Source organism: Bradyrhizobium sp. HKCCYLRH3061 (assembly GCF_051168015.1).
Classification (GTDB): Bacteria; Pseudomonadota; Alphaproteobacteria; order Rhizobiales; family Xanthobacteraceae; genus Bradyrhizobium.
In genome coordinates this window covers 141006-161855 of record NZ_JBNPUE010000016.1, presented here as the reverse complement: position 1 = coordinate 161855, position 20850 = coordinate 141006, and the positions used below count along the sequence as shown (strand labels likewise).

General features: G+C 66.4%; 20 protein-coding genes. 19 read left to right on the top strand and 1 reads right to left on the bottom strand.

Features of this window, described 5'->3' with window-relative positions:
* The first annotated feature begins 96 nt into the window (after nucleotides 1-96).
* The 12 genes from tsaB (at nucleotide 97) to ACQR2C_RS24375 (ending at nucleotide 11176) form a co-directional block, all read left to right on the top strand.
* Nucleotides 97-798: a tRNA (adenosine(37)-N6)-threonylcarbamoyltransferase complex dimerization subunit type 1 TsaB gene (gene tsaB / locus ACQR2C_RS24430; protein WP_315803919.1), complete on the top strand. Its 702-nt coding sequence runs from the start codon at nucleotides 97-99 to the stop codon at nucleotides 796-798.
* Nucleotides 795-1277 carry a ribosomal protein S18-alanine N-acetyltransferase gene (gene rimI, locus ACQR2C_RS24425; protein WP_315803920.1) on the top strand — a complete coding sequence of 161 codons (483 nt, stop codon included), beginning with the start codon at nucleotides 795-797 and terminating at the stop codon, nucleotides 1275-1277. Before tsaB ends, rimI begins: the two co-directional genes overlap by 4 nt.
* A gap of 43 nt (nucleotides 1278-1320) precedes the next feature.
* Nucleotides 1321-1776, top strand: coding sequence for a Fur family transcriptional regulator (locus ACQR2C_RS24420; RefSeq protein ID WP_315803921.1), 456 nt, complete (start codon nucleotides 1321-1323; stop codon nucleotides 1774-1776).
* Nucleotides 1769-2488, top strand: coding sequence for an HAD family hydrolase (locus ACQR2C_RS24415; protein WP_315803922.1), 720 nt, complete (start codon nucleotides 1769-1771; stop codon nucleotides 2486-2488). Before ACQR2C_RS24420 ends, ACQR2C_RS24415 begins: the two co-directional genes overlap by 8 nt.
* 55 nt (nucleotides 2489-2543) lie before the next feature.
* Nucleotides 2544-3941: a tRNA (N6-isopentenyl adenosine(37)-C2)-methylthiotransferase MiaB gene (gene miaB / locus ACQR2C_RS24410; protein ID WP_315803923.1), complete on the top strand. Its 1398-nt coding sequence runs from the start codon at nucleotides 2544-2546 to the stop codon at nucleotides 3939-3941.
* Between the two features lie 64 nt (nucleotides 3942-4005).
* Entirely contained in the window at nucleotides 4006-4983 is a 978-nt protein-coding gene (locus ACQR2C_RS24405; RefSeq protein WP_316215359.1) for a PhoH family protein, read from the top strand.
* 62 nt (nucleotides 4984-5045) lie between these two features.
* Complete coding sequence (gene ybeY / locus ACQR2C_RS24400; protein WP_315803925.1) at nucleotides 5046-5555, top strand: rRNA maturation RNase YbeY; 510 nt, start codon at nucleotides 5046-5048, stop codon at nucleotides 5553-5555.
* A gap of 2 nt (nucleotides 5556-5557) precedes the next feature.
* Nucleotides 5558-6727 carry a hemolysin family protein gene (locus tag ACQR2C_RS24395; protein WP_315803926.1) on the top strand — a complete coding sequence of 390 codons (1170 nt, stop codon included), beginning with the start codon at nucleotides 5558-5560 and terminating at the stop codon, nucleotides 6725-6727.
* The gene (gene lnt, locus ACQR2C_RS24390) at nucleotides 6724-8334 is read left to right on the top strand and encodes an apolipoprotein N-acyltransferase (RefSeq protein WP_434882305.1); all 1611 of its coding nucleotides are present in this window, start codon (nucleotides 6724-6726) and stop codon (nucleotides 8332-8334) included. The genes ACQR2C_RS24395 and lnt overlap by 4 nt, the downstream gene beginning before the upstream one ends.
* A 232-nt stretch (nucleotides 8335-8566) precedes the next feature.
* Nucleotides 8567-8983 (top strand): helix-turn-helix domain-containing protein, encoded by a 417-nt coding sequence (locus ACQR2C_RS24385; RefSeq protein ID WP_006615449.1) that lies wholly within the window; start codon nucleotides 8567-8569, stop codon nucleotides 8981-8983.
* 322 nt (nucleotides 8984-9305) lie between these two features.
* A complete protein-coding gene (locus ACQR2C_RS24380) occupies nucleotides 9306-10442 on the top strand; it encodes a M20 family metallopeptidase (protein ID WP_434882304.1) in 1137 nt (378 codons plus the stop codon).
* The gene (locus ACQR2C_RS24375; protein WP_434882303.1) at nucleotides 10439-11176 is read left to right on the top strand and encodes a tRNA (guanine(46)-N(7))-methyltransferase TrmB; all 738 of its coding nucleotides are present in this window, start codon (nucleotides 10439-10441) and stop codon (nucleotides 11174-11176) included. Before ACQR2C_RS24380 ends, ACQR2C_RS24375 begins: the two co-directional genes overlap by 4 nt.
* Before the next feature lie 21 nt (nucleotides 11177-11197).
* Here the strand turns inward: ACQR2C_RS24375 and ACQR2C_RS24370 are convergent, their stop codons facing one another.
* Nucleotides 11198-12274 carry a DUF2336 domain-containing protein gene (locus tag ACQR2C_RS24370; protein ID WP_434882302.1) on the bottom strand — a complete coding sequence of 359 codons (1077 nt, stop codon included), beginning with the start codon at nucleotides 12272-12274 and terminating at the stop codon, nucleotides 11198-11200.
* Between the two features lie 424 nt (nucleotides 12275-12698).
* Here ACQR2C_RS24370 and rimP point away from each other — a divergent pair, with 424 nt between their 5' ends.
* The 7 genes from rimP to rpsO all read left to right on the top strand — a co-directional run bounded on the left by rimP (nucleotide 12699) and on the right by rpsO (nucleotide 20686).
* Nucleotides 12699-13460 (top strand): ribosome maturation factor RimP, encoded by a 762-nt coding sequence (gene rimP / locus ACQR2C_RS24365; RefSeq protein WP_316179039.1) that lies wholly within the window; start codon nucleotides 12699-12701, stop codon nucleotides 13458-13460.
* Nucleotides 13461-13474: 14 nt separating this feature from the next.
* Nucleotides 13475-15097 (top strand): transcription termination factor NusA, encoded by a 1623-nt coding sequence (nusA, locus tag ACQR2C_RS24360; RefSeq protein ID WP_316179038.1) that lies wholly within the window; start codon nucleotides 13475-13477, stop codon nucleotides 15095-15097.
* 80 nt (nucleotides 15098-15177) lie between these two features.
* On the top strand, nucleotides 15178-15891 hold the full coding sequence (locus ACQR2C_RS24355; RefSeq protein WP_315803932.1) for an RNA-binding protein: 714 nt from the start codon (nucleotides 15178-15180) through the stop codon (nucleotides 15889-15891).
* 77 nt (nucleotides 15892-15968) lie between these two features.
* Nucleotides 15969-18731 carry a translation initiation factor IF-2 gene (infB, locus tag ACQR2C_RS24350; RefSeq protein ID WP_315803933.1) on the top strand — a complete coding sequence of 921 codons (2763 nt, stop codon included), beginning with the start codon at nucleotides 15969-15971 and terminating at the stop codon, nucleotides 18729-18731.
* A gap of 160 nt (nucleotides 18732-18891) precedes the next feature.
* Nucleotides 18892-19308 (top strand): 30S ribosome-binding factor RbfA, encoded by a 417-nt coding sequence (gene rbfA / locus ACQR2C_RS24345; protein WP_315716923.1) that lies wholly within the window; start codon nucleotides 18892-18894, stop codon nucleotides 19306-19308.
* Entirely contained in the window at nucleotides 19308-20414 is a 1107-nt protein-coding gene (gene truB, locus ACQR2C_RS24340; RefSeq protein ID WP_315803934.1) for a tRNA pseudouridine(55) synthase TruB, read from the top strand. Before rbfA ends, truB begins: the two co-directional genes overlap by 1 nt.
* Nucleotides 20415-20416: 2 nt before the next feature.
* Nucleotides 20417-20686 (top strand): 30S ribosomal protein S15, encoded by a 270-nt coding sequence (rpsO, locus tag ACQR2C_RS24335; RefSeq protein ID WP_015663225.1) that lies wholly within the window; start codon nucleotides 20417-20419, stop codon nucleotides 20684-20686.
* Nucleotides 20687-20850: the final 164 nt, after the last annotated feature.

Here is a 20850-nt window from a genome sequence, read left to right as displayed (position 1 = left end):
TGCGTTTTTCCCGATGAGGATGTAAGAAGGCGTCAACTAACTTTATCACGGTACCACAATAGGTATTTGCGCTCTCTTCAATGCGAACCCGACCGGATGTTGATCCTCGCCATCGATACTGCCCTCGACCATTGCGCCGCTGCCGTGCTGGATACTGATTCGGCCTTGATGCGGGCGCAGGAGACACTCCCGATGAAGCGCGGCCACGCGGAGGCCCTGATGCCGCTGCTCGCGCGCGTGATGCAGCAATCCGGCGTCGGTTTCGCCGATCTCGACCGCATCGCGGTGACGACCGGCCCCGGGAGCTTCACGGGGTTGAGGGTCGGGCTCTCCGCCGCCCGCGGCATCGGATTGGCCGCCCACAAGCCGGTCGTCGGCGTGACCACGCTGTCCGCCTACGCGGCGCCGATCGTCAGCGAGGACCGCGCCAACCCGGTGATCTCGGCGATCGATGCCCGGCACGACCATGTCTACTACCAAGTCGTGAGCGGCAACGGCGAGGAGCTGGTCGCGCCCCAGGTGGCTGCGCTGGACGACGTTCTGGCGGTCGCGCGGCTCGGCGCCCCACACCTCGTCGGCAACGCCGCGGCGCTGCTGGCCGAGCGGTGGCCGAAGGAATCAGCCGCGCCAGTTGCGGTCGACTCGCAAGACGGACCCGACATCGGCTGGGTCGCCTGGCTCGGCGCGGCCGCCGACCCAGTGCACGCGCCGGCGCGGCCATTCTATCTGCGCGCACCCGACGTCAAGCCGCCCGCCGGCGCGACGCGTCAACCGGTGCAGACGGCCATCTCGTCATGAACATGTTCTTCCGCTGGCTCGGCAGCCCCAAACCGTTGATCGAAGCGGCCTCGCTGCGCGACGCCGCCAGACTCGCCCAGATCCACGCCGCCTCGTTTCACCGCGGCTGGGGCGAAGGCGAGTTCGAGGCGATGCTGGCCGAGCGCAACACCATGATCCATCGGCTGCGGCTCGGGCGGAAGCTCATAGGCTTCATCGTCTCGCGGATCGGCGCGGACGAAGCGGAAATATTGTCAGTTGCACTTGACCCAAATCAGCGCGGCCGCGGATTTTCTCGTGATCTGTTGCTGCAGCATCTCGGGCACCTCGCGGGGCGCGGGGTCCGGACGGTCTTTCTCGAAGTGGAGGAAAACAACCAGCCGGCCCGCCGACTCTATGAACGCGCCGGATTTGCGACCGTGGGCCGTCGGGAACGCTATTACCTTCAGCCCGGCGGGGAACAGTTGAATGCGCTTCTGATGCGCCGGGACTTGTCGTAACCTGCGCTTGGTGGCAGAAAGCGCATCCTTGAGGCGAGACACGATGACCTCCTCCTTGAAAACTACGCCAGCGCTCAATTCCACCGGAATCGAGGCCCGCTGTGCCGCCACCGGCATGCGCATGACCGAGCAGCGCCGGGTCATTGCCCGCGTGCTCGCGGAAGCCTGCGACCATCCCGACGTCGAGGAGTTGTACCGGCGCTGCGTCGCCGTCGACGACAAGATCTCGATCTCCACGGTCTATCGCACCGTGAAGCTGTTCGAGGATGCCGGCATCATCGAGCGCCACGATTTCCGCGAGGGCCGCGCCCGCTACGAGCAGATGCGCGACAGCCATCATGATCATCTGATCAATCTGCGCGACGGCAAGGTGATCGAGTTCACCTCCGAGGAGATCGAGAAGCTGCAGGCCGAGATCGCCCGCAAGCTCGGCTACAAGCTGGTCGACCACCGGCTGGAGCTGTATTGCGTGCCGCTCGACGAAGAGACGAATGGCTGACGTAGCGCCGGCTTCGAACTTCGATCTCGTCATTTTCGATTGCGATGGCGTGCTGGTCGACAGTGAGGTGATCTCCTGTCAGACGCACGCCGACGTGCTCAGCCTGTGCGGCTATCCGATCACGACCGAGCAGGTGTTCGCGCGGTTCCTGGGCCGGTCGCTGAAACAGGCGAAGCTCGAGGTCGAGGCCGAACTCGGCCGCAGCCTGCCCGACGATTTCAACCCGAAACTGCAGGATCGCCTGTTCCGCGCCTTCGAGCAGGACCTCGCGGCCATCGACGGGATCATGGAGGCGCTCGACACCATCGACGTGCCGGTGTGCGTCGCCTCCTCCGGATCGCACCAGCGCATGCGCGTCAGCCTCGGCGCCACCCGGCTCTACGATCGCCTCGCCCCGCACATCTTCTCATCCTCCCAGGTCGAGAACGGCAAGCCCGCGCCCGATCTGTTCCTGTTCGCGGCAGCGCAGATGAAGGCGCGTCCCGCGGCCTGCGTGGTGGTCGAGGACAGCACGGCCGGTATCCGGGGCGGTGTCGCCGCCGGCATGACGGTGCTTGGGTTTCACGGCGGCAGCCACTGCCGGCCCGGGCACGCCGACGACCTGCGCGCCGCCGGCGCCACCCTGGTTTTCGACGACATGCGGCAGTTGCCGGCGATTCTGAGCCGGCTGGCCGAGAAAAAGCCCGCGATCGCTGGATTTCCGGCCCCCTAGCCTATATCTGAGCGCGGCGCCAATTGGGCGCGCCTCCGACTGCATGCAAGGGTTCATGACGCCGCCGCGCAAGCTGCACATCAAGTCCTATGGCTGCCAGATGAATGTCTACGATGCCCAGCGCATGGTGGACACGCTGGGGCCTGAGGGCTTCGTCGAGACCGCCGAGGCCAGCGACGCCGATCTCGTGATCCTCAACACCTGTCACATCCGCGAGAAGGCCTCCGAGAAGGTCTATTCGGAGCTCGGGCGGCTGCGGGTCGCCAAGGAGGACGCCGCGCGGGCCGGCCGGACGATGCAGATCGCAGTGGCCGGCTGCGTGGCGCAGGCGGAAGGCCAGGAGATCATCACCCGCGCCCCCACCGTCGACGTCGTGGTCGGGCCGCAGAGCTACCACCATCTGCCGCAGCTCCTGGCCCAGGCCCGCCGCGGCGAGCGGGCGATCGAGACCGAATTCCCGGCCGACGACAAGTTCGGCTTCCTGGCGAAGCCCAGCCGCGAGGCCATCCGCGCCCGCGGCGTCTCGGCCTTCGTCACCGTGCAGGAAGGCTGCGACAAGTTCTGCACCTTCTGCGTGGTGCCATATACACGCGGCAGCGAGATGTCGCGCGCGGTGGCGCGCATCGTCGACGACGTGGCGCAGCTCGCCGACAACGGCGTTCGCGAGATCACTTTGATCGGCCAGAACGTCAACGCCTATCACGGCGAAGGCCCCGACGGCCGGCCCTGGACGCTGGGTCGGCTGCTCTACAGGATTGCCGAGATTCCGGGCGTGGCGCGGATCCGCTACTCGACCAGCCATCCTAACGACGTCGACGACAGCCTGATCGCGGCGCATCGCGATCTCGCAGCGGTGATGCCGTTCGTGCATCTGCCGGTTCAGTCGGGATCCGACCGCATCCTGAGCGCCATGAACCGCAAACACACGGCGACCGATTATCGCAAAGTCGTCGACCGTTTCCGCGCCGTCCGTGACGACATTGCATTCTCTTCGGATTTCATCGTCGGGTTCCCGGGCGAGACCGAGGAAGATTTTCGCGCCACCCTCGCCCTGATCGACCAAATCGGCTACGCTGCGGCCTATTCGTTCAAGTATTCGCCGCGTCCGGGAACTCCGGCAGCGGACATGCCGGAGATGGTGTCAGCGACCGAGATGGACGAGCGATTGGAGCGCCTCCAGAGCTTGATCGACAGCCAGCAAGCAGCCTTCAACAAGGCCGCGATCGGCCAGGTCGTCGACGTGTTGTTCGAGCGGCCAGCGCGCAGGCCCGGGCAGCTCGTCGGACGGACCGCGTATCTGCAGCCGGCTCACGTCATGGCGTCCGACGACATCATCGGCCAGGTTCTGCCGGTGCGGATCGACAGTCTCGAACGCTACAGCCTGCTCGGCGAGCTCGTCACGGCCGCGCCGGCAGTGATCTCCCCCACGCCCCTCGTGTCCATCGGAGGCTGAGCACTTGCCCAAGAGCGCATCGGATTCGTCTTCCCTCGCTCCCAGCCGCAAGTACGACCGCGACATGTCCATGCCCCCCGAGACCCAGGTCGTCATCGATTTCGACGACAACCGCGCCGCATCCGCCCTGGTCGGCCCCTACGGCCAGAACCTGGCGCTGGTCGAACGACGCCTCGGCGTCGTCGTCGATTCCCGCGGCAACCACATCACCATCGGCGGCACCCGCGACGGCTGCGATGCCGCACGGCGCGTGCTCGAATCGCTCTATGCGCAGGCCGTCAAGGGCCAGGACCTGGCGCAGGGCGACGTCGAGGGCGCGATCCGCGCCGTGGTCGCGCAGGGCTCGCTGTTCGAGTTCGACGCCAAGAACGCCAAGAACGCGTTCGAGAGCATCAACCTGCGCAAGCGTCCGGTGCGCGCCCGCACCGCCGCGCAGGATTCCTATATCCGCGCGCTGAAGCGCCACGAGCTGGTGTTCGGCATCGGTCCGGCCGGCACCGGCAAGACCTGGCTCGCGGTCGCGCATGCAGCGCAGCTGTTCGAGCGGAAGGAAGTCGACCGCATCATCCTCTCACGCCCGGCTGTCGAAGCCGGCGAGCGGCTCGGCTTCCTGCCTGGTGACCTCCGCGAGAAGGTCGATCCCTATCTGCGCCCGATCTACGACGCGCTGTACGATCTGATGGATGCGCGCATCGTCGAGCGTGCGCTGCAGGCCGGCGAGATCGAGATCGCGCCGCTCGCCTTCATGCGCGGGCGCACCTTGACCAATGCCGCGATCATTCTCGACGAGGCGCAGAACACGACATCGATGCAGATGAAGATGTTTCTCACGCGCCTGGGCGAGAACAGCCGCATGATCATCACCGGCGATCCCTCGCAGGTCGATCTGCCGAACGGCCAGACGTCGGGCCTCGCCGAGGCCGCGCGGCTGCTCGACGGCGTCGACGGGATCGCGCAGGTCAGGTTCACCGGCGAGGACGTCATTCGCCACGAATTGGTGGCGCGTATCGTCGCCGCCTATGAGAGCCCAAAGGCGCGCTGACCCCGAGAGCAAGCTCGCCGATCGGCGCGTGATCCAAGCGCCATCCGCACAGAACGACCAGGATGCCACAAAGTCCCATTCCAACCACCGAGGTGATCGTCGCCGCCGACTGCTGGCAGGACCAGCCCGACGCCGAGGACGTCATACATCGCGCCATCGTCGCCGCCGCCGAGACGGTCGACGCGGACGTCGGCGACGCCGAGATCGCGGTGATGCTGACGGACGACGACGGCATCCGCACCCTGAACAGCAATTGGCGCGGCATCGACAAGCCGACCAACGTGCTGTCGTTTCCGGCGCTGCAGCCGACCGGCCCGCGTGGCGACGACGACGCGCCGCGCATGCTGGGCGACATTGCCATCGCCTACGAGACGCTGCGGCGCGAAGCCGACGAGGAGCAGAAGCCGTTCGACCAGCACCTCAGCCATCTCGCGGTGCACGGCTTCCTGCACCTGATCGGCTACGATCACGAGACCGACGACGAGGCCGAGGAGATGGAGGCGCTCGAGCGCGAGATCCTGGCCCATCTCGGCATCCCCGATCCCTATGCCGACCGGGAGCGGACGAATTGATCATGGCCGACTCCGAACCCATTCACGACAATCCGCGCAACACGCGCAATCTTCCGGCCGTGGTGCCGGCATCCGAGCTCGGCCGCTCGCCGAGCGAGAACTGGCTTTTTCGCGCGCTGCGCAATCTGTTCGGATGGAAGGGCGGCGGATCGGTGCGCGACGACCTGCAGGTCGTGCTCGACGCCTCGACACCCGACGACATCGGCTTCTCCGCGGTCGAGCGCACGCTCCTGCGCAACATCCTCGATCTGCACGAGCGGCGGATCGCCGACGTGATGGTACATCGCGCCGACATCGTCGCGGTCAGGCGCGACATCACGCTCGGCGAGCTGATGAGCCTGTTCGAGAGTGCCTCGCATTCACGGCTCGTGGTCTACAACGACACGCTCGACGATCCCGAGGGCATGGTCCACATCCGCGACCTGCTCGCCTTCACCACCGCACAGGCGCGCGTCTCGGACGAGGTCAAGGCGCGGCGCAAGAAGCCGCTGCCGGCCGGGCTCGACCTGAAGGCAGTCGACCTCTCGATGCCGCTGTTCGAGGCCAACATCATCCGCAAGCTGCTCTATGTGCCGCCATCGATGCGCGCGATCGATCTGCTGGCGCAGATGCAGGCCTCGCGCATCCATCTGGCGCTGGTGGTCGACGAATATGGCGGCACCGACGGGCTGGTCTCGATCGAGGACATCGTCGAGCAGATCGTCGGCGAGATCGACGACGAGCACGACAGCGACGAGCCGCCGGCGATCGTGCGGCAGGCCGACAACGCCTTCATCGCGGACGCCCGCGCCAGCCTCGACGACGTCCGCCGGGTGATCGGCGAGGAGTTCGTGACGGGCGAGGCCGGCGAGGGCGTGGAGACGCTCGGCGGCTATCTCGTCAACCATGTCGGCCGGCTGCCGGTGCGCGGCGAGCTGATCTCCGGCCCCGGCAATTTCGAGGTCGAGGTGCTCGATGCCGATCCGCGCCGGGTCAAGCGGCTGCGCATCGCGCCGCGCAAGGAACGCCCCACGCCCCGCCCGCCGCGCGAAAGCCGGCGTCGAGACGTTGCGCCGGAAGTGACCCCGCCGGACACGGACGTCCCGGCCGAGCCGCCGCCGGCAGAGGCCGGCCCTGCGCCGGTCCATGACGATAGCAGCCCGCCAAGGGGCGACGGAGCCAGCTCACAGTGATCCGCCCATCGACGATTCGCGGCCTCGCCATCGGCGTTGTCCTGGCCTGGGGCTGGAAGCGTGCGGCGATCGCGCTCGCTGCCGGCGCGCTCTCCTCGCTGGCGATGGCCCCGTTCAACGTCTGGCCGGTGCTCGCGATCACCTTCCCGGTGCTGGTCTGGCTGATCGACGGCGCCGCGGCGGGACGGCGGCGCGGCATCCCGGCTGCCGCCTTCACCGGCTTCTGCTTCGGCATGGGCTATTTCGTGCCGGGCCTGTACTGGATCGGCAACGCGTTCCTGGTCGATGCCGACACCTTCGCCTGGCTGATGCCGTTCGCCGTGCTGGGCCTGCCGGCCTATCTCGCGCTGTTTCCGGCGCTGGGCTTCGCGTTGGCCCGGTTGATCTGGACGCGTGATGCAACCCGCATCCTGGCGCTCGCCGTCTGCCTGACCGCGAGCGAATGGCTGCGCGGCCACGCGCTGACCGGCTTCCCCTGGGACACGTTCGGCTATGCCCTGTCGCAGCCGCTCGCGCTGGCGCAGGCGGGCTCGCTGATCGGGATCTGGGGCATGACGTTCCTGGCGATCGCGATCTTCGCCAGCCCAGCGGTGCTGATCGACGGCAAGACCTGGCGCGAGCGCTGGCGGGCTCCGGCCGCGGCCGCCGCCCTGCTCGTGATGATGGGCGTGTTCGGCGTCATCCGGCTCGGGCTGCATCCGACCGCCTTCGTCGCCGACCTCAAGCTGCGGATCATGCAGCCGAACCTGCAGCAGGACGTGAAGTTCAACTATGGCGCCAAGGCGGACGTCATGCGCCGCTATCTGGCGCTGTCGGACCGGGCCTCCGGCCCCAACGCCACCGGTGTCCGGGACGCCAACGTCCTGATCTGGCCGGAATCGGCGTTCCCGTTCTTCCTAACCCGCGAGGCGGACGCGATGGGCCAGATCGCCGACCTGCTGTCACCGGGCACGGTGCTGATCACCGGTTCGGTCCGCGCCCCCGACGCGCCTCGCAACACCCCGATCACCCGGGCCTACAATTCGATCTACGTGATCGATCACGACGGCACCGTGCTGTCGGTCTACGACAAGCTCCATCTGGTCCCATTCGGCGAGTTCCTGCCGTTCCAGACTCTGCTGGAGCGGATCGGGCTCGAGCAGCTCACGCGGGTGCAGGGCGGCTTCATCCCTGGCACGGTGCGACGCAACCTGGACGTGCCACACGCCCCGCGTGTGCTTCCCTTGATCTGCTACGAGGCGATCTTTCCGAGTGACAGCGTGCCGAGCGAGGAACGACCGGGCTGGATCGTCAACCTGACGAACGATGGCTGGTTCGGCATTTCGACCGGTCCTCATCAGCATCTGCAGCAGGCGCAGTGGCGCGCGATCGAGCAAGGACTTCCATTAGTTCGATCTGCGAACACCGGCATCTCCGCAGTGATCGATCCCGTCGGCCGTATCGTTAAGCAATTGCCTCTCGGCGCAGAGGGCGTGCTGGATTCCGCGCTGCCTGTTGCGTTGCAGCCGACCGTCTATGCAAGGCTCGGCGACATTCCGGTTGCGATCCTGTTAGTGATCGCCCTGAGCACCGTCGTTCGCAGACGTGTTGCTCAAAAGCTTCCCTGACGACAGCAAGATCTCGATTCTTTCCGGGTCCGTAAGATTTTTTTTGACAAGCAAAACCCCAAGTGTTGACAGATAGCTGCTGCAATTCGCATTCTCGCGCGGCAGCATGAGCCGTCCAGTTCGTTGCTCGGCCGTCTTCGTTAGTACGACATGCGAACAGAAATTGACGGTGTGAGCGCCTGAGGCATACTGCGACCGCCTCGTTCCGAGGCCCATTCTAAGGAGTTGAGAGATGTCGACGAAAGCGCCCAACCCTGTTGACAAGCATGTCGGCAGCCGGGTGCGGATGCGCCGTATCATGTTGGGCATGAGCCAGGAAAAACTTGGTGAGGCTCTCGGACTCACGTTCCAGCAGATACAGAAGTACGAAAAAGGCACCAATCGAGTCGGCGCCAGCCGGATTCAGCAGATATCGGAGGTTCTGCAGGTCCCGGTCTCCTTCCTGTTCGAAGGGGTCCCGAGTGGCGGGACCAACGGTGAAGCTTTCGGCGAAGGCGCTTCGCCCGCCTATGTGTCTGATTTCCTGGCGACCTCCGAAGGACTGGCGTTGACCCGCGCATTCACGCGGATCCACGATTCGAAGCTTCGTCGCAGCATCGTCGACCTGGTCGAGCAGATCGCTGATCGCGAAGCTCCGGAAGAAGGCTAGCTGATGCGCCGGCGCTGACATTCCTATCGTGATCACTCTCATAGGAATGTCAGCGCCCTCGGGGGGCCATCAGCGGGGCACGTTTGCGGACGACGCGCTGGGCACGCTTCATTCCGCAGACGAATGAACCGATAGACAGGTTGGATCACGACCAATAGAGCGCGATGGCTCCCCTTCGGGAAAGGCTATCGCGCTCTAAATCTTTTTATGCACATGTGGCCTGGAACTCCGGCGTCCCGGCCGCCAACCCGCCCCGCGACGCGCCAGCGCGCCCAACCGCCTGCTACCACTTCGTAACCATCGAGAACGATTTACAAAGCTCATGACAACCAGCAGCAGCAGCAGCCCGTTCGATAGTCGCACAATTCTCGAAGGCATCCGCCAATGGGTCGAGATCGAGACCCCGACCGAGGCGCCTGATCAGGTCAACAAGCTGGCTTCCCTTGTCGCGGATGGTTATCGGGGGCTCGATGCCACGATCGAACGGATCGCCGGACGCGACGGCTGCGGCGACCACCTCGTCGCACGGTCGTCGTGGGGACAGGACGAGCCTGGCATCCTGGTCCTGAGCCATCTCGACACGGTGCATCCGATCGGGTTCATCGCGCGGCTGCCGTTCTCGGTCGACGGCGACGTCGCGTACGGTCCGGGGATCTACGACATGAAGGGCGGCGCGTATCTCGCCTTCCACGCCTTTCGTCAACTCTGCGCAGGCGGTCAAAAATCGCCGCTCGGCATTACTCATTTGTTCGTCTCGGATGAAGAGATCGGCAGCCCAACCTCGCGCGCGCTGATCGAGGAGGAAGGCCGCAAGGCCAAATACGTCCTCGTCACCGAGCCCGCGCGTGACGGCGGCAAGATCGTGACCGGACGCAAGGGCGTGGCGCGGTTCGACGTGACGATCCGCGGCGTGCCCGCGCATGCCGGCGCGCGTCCACAGGATGGACGCAGTGCGATCCGCGAACTCGCCAACGTCATTCACGCCCTCGAGGCGCTCAACGACCCCGCCCGCGGCATCACCGTGAATGTCGGCGTCGTGCGCGGCGGAACGCGTCCGAACGTGATCGCCGAGGAAGCTTATGCCGAGGTCGACGCACGGCTGCCGACGCCTGCCGATGCCGAGGAAATCCTGCCCAAGATCCTGGGGCTGACCTCGCGCAGCGATGGCGTCACGGTCGAAGTGAGCGGCGAGGTGAACCGGCCGCCTTACGTCAAGGGCAACGCCGGCGCCGCCCTGTTCGAGCATGCGAAATCGCTCGCCGACGAAATCGGCTTTGAGCTGATCGACACCTATACCGGCGGCGGTTCCGACGGCAATTTCACCGCACCGTTCACGGCGACGCTCGATGGGCTCGGCGTCGATGGCAAGGGCGCGCATACGCATTACGAGCAAATGTACATCTCCTCGATCGAGCCGCGGACAAGGCTGCTCTACCGCCTCTATGAAACGCTGCGATGAGCACCGCGATCAACATGCCCGTCGACGACGACAATCACACCGACACCGCGGCCCTGCATGGTCAGGGTTCGTTCTTCGGCCGGCGCAAGGGCCACAAGCTGCGGGCGCATCAGGCCGACCTTGTCGGCAACCTGCTGCCGCATCTCGCGCTCGATCTCGCCGCTCCCGCGGAAGCCGTGCTGCCTTCGCTGTACGATCCGCCGGTCGACGCGCTGCGGCTGGAGATCGGGTTTGGCGGCGGCGAGCATCTTGCCGCCGAAGCAAAGGCGTTTCCGACCACCGGCTTCATCGGCTGCGAACCCTATGTCAACGGCATGGCCAAGATCCTGTCGGCGATCGAGGCCGACAACATCGGCAATATCAGGCTGCTGGCCGGCGACGCCGCCGAACTGCTGGCCTGGCTGCCGCCGCAGTCGCTGCAGCGGATCGACCTGATCCATCCCGATCCCTGGCCGAAGCGGCGGCACTGGAAGCGGCGTTTCGTGCAGGATGCGACGATCGCCGCGATGGCGCGCGTCCTGAGGCCCGGCGGCGAGTTCCGCTTCGTCAGCGACATCGCCGACTATTGCGCCTGGACGCTGTGGCATCTGCTCCGGTCGCCCGAGTTCGCCTGGACGGCCGAGCGCGCCGACGATTGGCGTCTGCCCTGGCCGGGCTACACCATGACGCGCTACGGACGGAAGGCGACGCGCGAAGGCCGCGTCGCCAACTACCTGATCTTCCGCCGGCGCTGACCACTGCGCCGTGGGCGTCATTCAATGCCGTGTCTTCCAGAACGCGACGACCCGCTCGGCGGTGGATGGCAGCAGGCGCGCGTAGTTGACCCTGATCGCATCGATGTCGCGCTGCGCCGGCACGCGTTTCGGTCCGAGGCGCAGCAGGATCAGTGCGTGCACGGTGCGCCAATCGAGCCCGATCATGCGCCCCAGGATCAGAAGCGGATCGTGACGATCGCCCGACATGAGCCGGTCGAGCGTCGCGATCTTCAATCCCGTCATTGCGGCGAGCGCCGCGATGACCTCCTCGTATTTGTGCTCGGATGCGAAGCCGAACAGCGCCGACTGGTCCAAGGCACCGGCTTCATACAGCGACAGGATGGTCCGCTGCGCCGGCACGAAATTGCGCGTGCTGTCTGTTGCCTGTGCCGCATCGGCGAGCTCGGCGAGGGCCTGCTTGATCCTCGCCTGCTTGTCCGGCGGCACCACATCGAACAGCCGCCGCCTGACGACATCGAGCGCGCCGGCCAGCAGTTGTTTCAGATGATCGTCGCAAACATCGTCGCGCCGGCCGACCGTGAGCGTCAGCACGCCGTCTGAACTCGCGCGGTGGATCAGCGCGGCATAGCCGCGCGGGGAAAACGCGGCGCCGTCATTGGCAGCAGTCCGCCGCACCACGTCGCGATCACCACGGCGCACCAGCACATCGGTCATATCGGCCGACAGGCGCGTCCGCTCTGCCATCGCGAGCAGATGTCCCTGGCTCTTGTCGCGCGCAATGGCGATGAGCACGGGATCGTCGAGCACGAGCGAACGCCGCAACAGCGGACCCGCCACCGCAACCTCGTCGTCGTGCGCCAGCCGGCTGACGACGGCACGGGGCGCCCTGAGGAGCCGCGACAACCGCTCCGCCAGATCGATCCGCGTCGGCAGATCCGCGAACGGGACCAGATCGATCAGGAGACCGTCGAACAGATTGATGTGCTCGGGACGCAGCTTCGTCGCATCCTCGAAGAACAGGTCGGCGATGCGGCGCGTGGCCTCGAGGCCGCGTTCAGCATTGCCCTGCCTGACGATCCGGCCGAGGCCGGGGATCAGCGCGGTTGCCGGGGTCATGACGTCTACTCGATACGCAACACGACACGTTTCCGTGCGCTCCGCTCCGTGCGGCACGACTACGGAGGCGAAAAGCGCGAACTCAGCTCATTTTTAAGCGATCTTGGTGAATGAAGGGTTAGATCCCGCGGCATTCGGCCGTTCCCGGTCGGGGAAAACGATCCGATCCGCACTCCTGGCGCGGAGCAGATTCCCAGTTCCAGGCGCCGTTTGAGCCGACACGACCCTTGCCGTCAGGCGGCAAAGCGGCTATATGAGCGCCATCAAACATCATCTCATATACGATCGCGTAGTGAGGGTGGGCCCTTCCGGACCCGCTCTTTTTTGTTACCTGGATCGCTCCGCCACGGGCGGGATCGGTCCGGTGAGCGCGATCGAACAGGCCCGACGGCCCAACCAAGCAAGACACGCGATCGACGCCTCGATGACGGAACCTACGTTCGCAACCGCTGACACCGACCTCCTGACCGAGCCCCGTCTCGTCGTTGAGCCGGGCGTCGCGGCGCGCGTCGCGGCGGTGGCTGACCCCGTGCTGCAGGGAATGGGGTACCGTCTGGTGCGGATCCGCATCTCCGGCGAGGCCGGCTGCACCGTCCAGGTGATGGCCGAGCGCCCCGACGGCACGATGCAGATCGAGGATTGCGAGGCGGTGTCGCGGGCGCTGTCGCCGGTGCTGGATATCGCCGACCCGATCGACCGTGCCTACCGGCTCGAGATCTCCTCGCCGGGCATCGACCGGCCGCTGGTCCGCCGCTCCGATTTCGAGCGCCATGTCGGGCATCTCGTGAAGATCGAGATGGCGGTGGCGCATCAGAACCGCAAACGCTTCCGCGGCATCATCAAGGGCGTCGAAGGTGACGGCGTCCGCATCACCCGCGACGACGTCGCCAAGGACCAGGATGCCGATGTCGTGCTGCCGATGACCGACATCGGCGACGCCAAGATGGTGCTGACCGACGAGCTGATCGCCGAATCCATGCGCCGCGGCAAGGCCGCCGAGCGTGAGAAGAAGCGCGAGCTTGGCATCGCACCGCCGCTGGCGCCGCACGCCAAGCCGGCGGCCCAGGCCAAGCCGAAGCCGAAGTTGAAAGACAAGCAGCCGGCCAAGAAGCCGCTGCCGACCAACACCAAGAAACATCGCCTCGCTGCCGACCGCGCGCGCAGGGGCGAGATCGATCCTGATTAGAGGAGACTTGAGCCATGGCCGTCAGCGCCAACCGGTTGGAACTGCTGCAGATCGCCGACGCCGTCGCGCGCGAGAAGTCGATCGACCGCGGCATCGTGATCGCCGCGATGGAAGACGCGATCGCCAAGGCCGCCCGCGCCCGCTACGGCAGCGAGACCGACGTTCATGCCGAGATCGATCCGAAGAAGGGCGAGCTGCGGCTGTCGCGCCACATGCTGGTGGTCGAGAAGGTCGAGAACCCCTCCAACCAGATCTCGCTGGATGATGCGCGCCGCGCCAACCCGGGCGCCCAGATCGGCGACACCATCGCGGACACCCTGCCGCCGCTGGAATATGGCCGCATCGCCGCGCAATCGGCCAAGCAGGTCATCGTGCAGAAGGTGCGCGAGGCGGAGCGCGACCGGCAGTACCAGGAGTTCAAGGACCGCATCGGCGACATCGTCAACGGCGTCGTCAAGCGCGTCGAGTATGGCAGCGTGATCCTCGACCTCGGCCGCGGCGAGGCCATCATCCGCCGTGACGAGATGCTGCCGCGCGAGGTCTTCCGCAACGGCGACCGCGTCCGCGCCTATGTGTTCGACGTCCGCCGCGAGACCCGGGGACCGCAGATCTTCCTGTCGCGCACCCATCCGCAGTTCATGGCCAAGCTGTTCGCGCAGGAGGTGCCGGAGATCTATGACGGCATCGTCGAGATCAAGGCGGTCGCTCGCGACCCCGGCTCGCGCGCCAAGATCGGCGTTGTCTCCCGCGACTCCTCGGTCGACCCCGTCGGCGCCTGCGTCGGCATGCGCGGCTCGCGCGTGCAGGCCGTGGTGAACGAGCTGCAGGGCGAGAAGATCGACATCATCCCGTGGTCGCCTGACATCGCGACCTTCGTGGTCAACGCGCTGGCGCCGGCCGAAGTCGCCAAGGTCGTCATCGACGAGGACCGCGAGCGCATCGAGGTGGTCGTCCCCGACACCAACAACCAGCTCTCGCTGGCGATCGGCCGCCGCGGCCAGAACGTCCGGCTCGCCTCGCAGCTGACCGGCTGGGACATCGACATCCTGACCGAGCAGGAGGAATCGGAGCGCCGCCAGGCCGACTTCGAGAATTCCACCCGCGTGTTCATGGAATCGCTGAACGTCGACGAGGTCGTCGGCCAGTTGCTGGCGTCCGAAGGCTTCACCTCGGTCGAGGAGCTCGCTTTGGTCGACCTCAAGGATCTCGCCGGCATCGAGGGCTTCGACGAGGAGACCGCGACCGAGCTGCAGACCCGCGCCCGCGAATTCCTCGAGCAGCAGGAAGCCGAGCTCGAGGCCAGGCGCAAGGAGCTCGGCGTCGAGGACGCGGTGAAGGACGTGCCCGGCGTCACCACCAAGATGCTGGTCAAGTTCGGCGAGAACGACATCAAGACGGTCGAGGACCTCGCGGGCTGCGCCACCGACGATCTGGTCGGCTGGACCGAGCGCAAGGAGGGGGGCGAAGCCACCAAATTCCCCGGTTTCCTCGACGGTCTCGATGTCTCCCGCGATGACGCCGAAGCCATGGTCATGCAGGCCCGCGTCAAGGCCGGCTGGATCAGTGAGGCTGACCTCGCCAAGGCCGAAGCCGAGCCCGAGAATGAGGACGAAACGACCGAAGGACAGCCCGCCTGACCCGTTTGGCTCGCCCCATGGACACCGCAATGACCCCCACCCTGACCCAGCTCGCTTGAGATGAGGAGCCGCATCACCGCATGCTCGCTTTGGCCGACCCCGAGCTCGACAATGGACCGCGGACCGAGAAGTCCGCGACCATGCGCATGTGCGCGGTCAGCCGCGAAGTGCGGCCGATCGGCGAGCTGATCCGCTTCGTCGTCGGCCCGTCGGGTGAGGTCGTGCCCGACATCAAGCGCAAGCTGCCGGGGCGGGGCTTGTGGATCACCGCCTCGCGCCAGGCGGTTGCGGAGGCGGTGCGGCGTCACCATTTCAGCCGAGGCTTCAAGACCAACGTCCGCGTCCCGCCTACCCTTCCCGAAGACCTGGAAGCCTTGCTGGCCCGCAGCGCGATCGAAGCGCTGGGGATTGCCGCCAAGGCCGGCGAGGTCGTCTCCGGTTTCTCCAAGGTGGAAGCGGCGCTGTCGCAGCGGCAGTCACGGTCGACCTTGGCAGCCCTCGTCCATGCTGCGGACGGTGCAGCCGACGGGATCCGCAAGCTCGACGCGCTGGTGCGGCCGAACGCCGAGGGTCAGGGCCAAGCCCCGACAATTCCGATCATCTGCTGTCTCACTTCGGCAGAATTGGATTTGGCACTTGGGCGCTCAAATGTGATACATGCTGCCGTGCTCGCAGGCCCGGCGAGCAGGACATTCCTGTCGCGCAGCCAGACACTGGTCCGATACCGGTCGGCCGACGCTGACAAGATTGCCGGAACCGCGGCCACGAAATCTGCTTCGACTTCGAAGACATAGCGACGAATACGCGACGATTGCACGAATGGGACGGTGCGGCAGACCCGCACGCAGGTAAACGAGATTAGGACGACTGAATGGCCGACAACAACACTCCGGGCGACAAGAAACTGAGTGTCCCGACCAAGACCTTGACGCTGAAGCCGCGCGTCGAGACTGGCACGGTGCGCCAGAGCTTCCCACATGGCCGGAGCAAGCAGGTGGTGGTCGAGAAGCGCGGCACCAAGCGCCGTGTCGGCGATGGGGCGCCCGATGCGCCGCACGCGCCGGAGCCGACCGTCGCCAAGGCGCCGACGCCGCCGCCGGCGAGCAACCGCCCGTCCGGGCCGCGGTCATCCGGCCCACAGCGCAGCGGCTCCGGCGTCGTGCTCCGCACCCTGACAGAGGACGAGCGCTCGGCGCGCGCCAGCGCGCTGGCCGACGCCCGCGTGCGCGACATCGAGGAACGCCGCCAGGCCGAAGAGGAAGCCCGCCGCCGCGCCGAGCGCGAAGCCGCCGAACGCGCCGAGCGCGAGGCTGCCGAGGCGCGCCGCAAGGCCGAGGAAGAGCGGCACCGTCACGAAGAGGAAGCCAAGCGCAAGGCCGAGCTCGAGGCCAAGAAGCGGTTCGGTGAGGGCGAGGCGCCCCGTCCGGCGACATCCGCGCCGCAGCCCGCCGCGACCGCACCGGCCCGCTCGACGCCCGCCCCCGGCAGGCCCGTCGGCGCACCGGGCAGCCGGCCGCAGCAGATTGGTGGTCCGAGCTCGCGGCCCGGCGGCGCTCAGCCGGCAGGCGCCCGCCCGGCCGGCGCCCGTCCTGCCGCAGGCGGCCCGCTCGGCCGCGCGCCGGCGGCGGTTGCCGCCGGTCCCGACGAGGATGAGGGTCCGCGCCAGATCCGCAGGGGGCCCGGCGGAGCCGCACGTCCCGCGCCGCCGCCGAAGACCACGCACAAGCCGGGTCCGCAGAAGCAGCGCGGCCGCTTGACGGTGGTCACGGCGCTCACGGCCGACGATGTGCGCGAGCGCTCGATCGCATCGTTCCGCCGCCGCACGCAGCGCCTGAAGGGCCATGCCGCCAACGAGCAGAAGGAGAAGCTCGTCCGCGAGGTGACGATTCCGGAAGCCATCACCATCCAGGAGCTGGCGAACCGCATGTCGGAGCGCGCGGTCGACGTGATCCGTCTGCTGATGCGCCAGGGCGCGATGCACAAGATCACCGACGTGATCGATGCCGACACCGCGCAGCTGATCGCGGAAGAACTCGGCCACACGGTCAAGCGCGTCGCCGCCTCGGACGTGGAAGAGGGCCTGTTCGACGTCGTCGACGATTCGACCGACACCGAGCCGCGCTCGCCGGTCGTCACCGTCATGGGCCATGTCGACCACGGCAAGACCTCGCTGCTCGACGCGCTGCGACACGCCAACGTGGTCTCGGGTGAAGCCGGCGGCATCACCCAGCACATCGGCGCCTATCAGGTGACCGCGCCGGATTCCGGCAAGAAGATCACCTTCATCGACACGCCCGGCCACGCCGCGTTCACCGCGATGCGCGCCCGCGGCGCCAAGGTCACCGACATCGTCGTGCTGGTGGTCGCGGCCGATGACGGCGTCATGCCGCAGACGATCGAGGCCATCAACCACGCCAAGGCGGCGAAGGTGCCGATGATCGTGGCGATCAACAAGATCGACAAGCCCGACGCCCGTCCCGAGCGCGTCCGCACCGAGCTGCTGCAGCACGAGGTGCAGGTCGAATCGCTGGGCGGCGAGGTCGTCGACGTCGAGGTGTCCGCCAAGAACAAGACCAATCTCGATCGTCTGCTGGAGATGATCGCGCTGCAGGCCGACATCCTCGACCTCAAGACCAATTCGGATCGCCCGGCCGAAGGCACCGTGATCGAAGCCAAGCTCGATCGCGGCCGTGGTCCGGTCGCCACCGTGCTGGTCCAGCGCGGCACCTTGCGGGTCGGCGACATCATCGTCGCCGGCGCCGAGATGGGTCGCGTCCGCGCCCTGATCTCGGACCAGGGCGAGACGTTGCAGGAGGCAGGCCCGTCGGTGCCGGTCGAGGTGCTCGGCTTCAACGGTCCTCCGGAAGCCGGCGATCGTCTCGCCGTCGTCGAGAACGAAGCCCGCGCCCGCCAGGTCACCAGCTACCGCGCGCACCAGAAGCGCGAGAACGCGGCAGCCTCGATCTCCGGCATGCGCGGTTCGCTCGAGCAGATGATGTCGCAATTGAAGACTGTGGGCCGCAAGGAGTTCCCGCTGATCATCAAGGCCGACGTGCAGGGCTCGCTGGAAGCCATTCTCGGCTCGCTGGAGAAGCTCGGCACCGAGGAGGTCGCCGCCCGCATCCTGCATGCCGGCGTCGGCGGCATCAGCGAGTCCGACGTCACGCTGGCCGAAGGCTTCAACGCCGCGATCATCGGCTTCTCGGTGCGAGCCAACAAGGAAGCGGCCGCACTCGCCAAGCGCAACGGCATCGAGATCCGCTACTACAACATCATCTACGACCTCGTGGATGACGTGAAGAAGGCGATGAGCGGTCTCCTGGCCCCCACGCTTCGGGAAACCATGCTCGGCAATGCGCAGATCCTGGAGGTGTTCAACATCTCCAAGGTCGGCAAGGTCGCCGGCTGCCGCGTCACCGACGGCACTGTCGAACGCGGCGCCAATGTCCGCCTGATCCGCGACAACGTCGTGGTTCACGAGGGCAAGCTGTCGACCCTGAAGCGCTTCAAGGACGAAGTGAAGGAAGTGCAGGCCGGCCAGGAATGCGGCATGGCCTTCGAGAGCTACGGCGACATGCGTGTCGGCGACGTCATCGAGTGTTATCGCGTGGAGACCATCCAGCGCTCGCTGTAAGTCCGAATCCTACAGAGCGCTGCAATTCGAGCGAGCAGCGATTCCGTGAACATGCGGAATCGCCGCGCCTCTTGAACTTAACGAAGCGTCGTTGAACTCAATCAGAATGATCCTCTCGCCCGTGCTCACGCCGGGCGACGATCCATTGGATTTTTGAAAAATGCCTCGCCATCACCAGAGGGGAAGCGCCGCTTCCGGCGGCTCGCAGCGTCAGTTGCGCGTGGCCGAGACCGTGCGTCACGCTGTCGCCGACATTCTCAGCCACGGTGACGTGCACGATCCGGACCTGGAGGGACACATCATCACGGTGCCCGAAGTCCGCATGTCGCCCGACCTGAAGCTCGCCACGATCTACATCATGCCGCTCGGCGGACAGGATACGGACGTCGTGCTCACGGCGCTGGAGCGCAACAAGAAGTTCCTGCGCGGCGACATCGCGCGGCGCGTTAACCTGAAATTTGCACCTGACATCCGCTTCCGCGTCGACGAGCGATTCGACGAAGCGGAACGGATCGAGAAATTACTGCGAACACCCGCGGTGCAGAGAGACCTCAATTCGGATTCGGAAGAGAGCTGATGACCATTCCCCCCGAAACCGGCACTGTCGACGCGCCGAGCGCCGAACCGACCACGGCCAAGACGATCCATTCTGCCGACGGACGCCCGTTGCGCGACAACAATGATCCGCGCAACAAGCAGCGCCAAGGAAACGGTCAGGGCAACCAGCCGCGCCGCGATCGTCGCGACGTCCATGGCTGGGTCGTGCTCGACAAGCCGATCGGCATGACCTCGACCCAGGCCGTGGCGGTGGTGAAGCGCCTGTTCCAGGCAAAGCGCGCCGGCCATGCCGGCACGCTCGATCCGCTCGCCTCCGGCGGCCTGCCGATCGCGCTGGGCGAAGCCACCAAGACGGTCCCCTTCGTGATGGACGGCCGCAAGCGCTACCGCTTCACCGTGACCTGGGGCGAGGAGCGCGATACCGACGACACCGAAGGACGGGTCGTCGAGACCAGCGACAGCCGGCCGGATGCCGCGGCGATCCGGGCGCTGCTGCCGCAATTTACCGGTCGGATCGAGCAGACGCCGCCGCGCTATTCCGCGATCAAGGTCCAGGGCGAGCGCGCCTATGATCTCGCCCGCGACGGCGAGGTCGTCGAGCTGCAGCCGCGCCCGGTCGAGATCCATGAACTGACCCTCGTCGACCAGCCCGACACCGACCATTCGGTATTCGAGGCGGAATGCGGCAAGGGAACCTATGTCCGGGCGCTGGCCCGCGACATGGGCCGCCTCCTCGGCTGTTACGGCCATATCAGCGCGCTCCGGCGGACCCTGGTGGGTCCGTTTACCGAGAACGACATGATTCCGCTGGAACAGTTGGAGGCTTTGTGCAATAGAGCCGCGTCCGGTGAGGGAAGCCTCGCCGACGCACTCCTGCCCGTTGAGACCGCGCTGGACGACATCCCGGCACTGGCCGTCACTCGGGCTGATGCGGCAAGGCTCCACAGGGGCCAGGCCGTTTTGTTGCGCGGACGGGATGCGCCCAATAGTAGCGGCACAGTCTATGTCACGGTCGCAGGCCGCCTTCTGGCGCTTGCCGAAATTGGCAATGGCGAACTCATCCCCAAGCGCGTGTTCAACCTGACCGGACTGACTGCCAGCTCCGGTCGCAACGAAAGAGACTGACGATGTCGGTGACCGCAGAGCGCAAGGCGGAAATCATCAAGGCGAACGCCACCAAGGCCGGTGATACCGGTTCTCCCGAGGTGCAGGTTGCGATCCTGTCGGAACGCATCAACAACCTGACCGGCCATTTCAAGACCCACGGCAAGGACAATCACTCCCGCCGCGGCCTCCTGAAGCTGGTGTCGACCCGCCGTTCGCTGCTGGACTATCTGAAGAAGAACGACGAGGCGCGCTACAAGGCGCTGCTCGAGAAGCACAACATTCGTCGTTGAGCTTCGCTATGGAATGAGCGCGCGCGTCATTGCGCGCGTTGATGACATGATCCTGAGGACGCCGCACGCGCGGCGTTCGCTCATCCGGGATCATGCGGTCTGGCCGGATCTGGAAAGAAGCGGATACGCTCTTCGACTGATCCGACCAGGACCATGCAGTACGC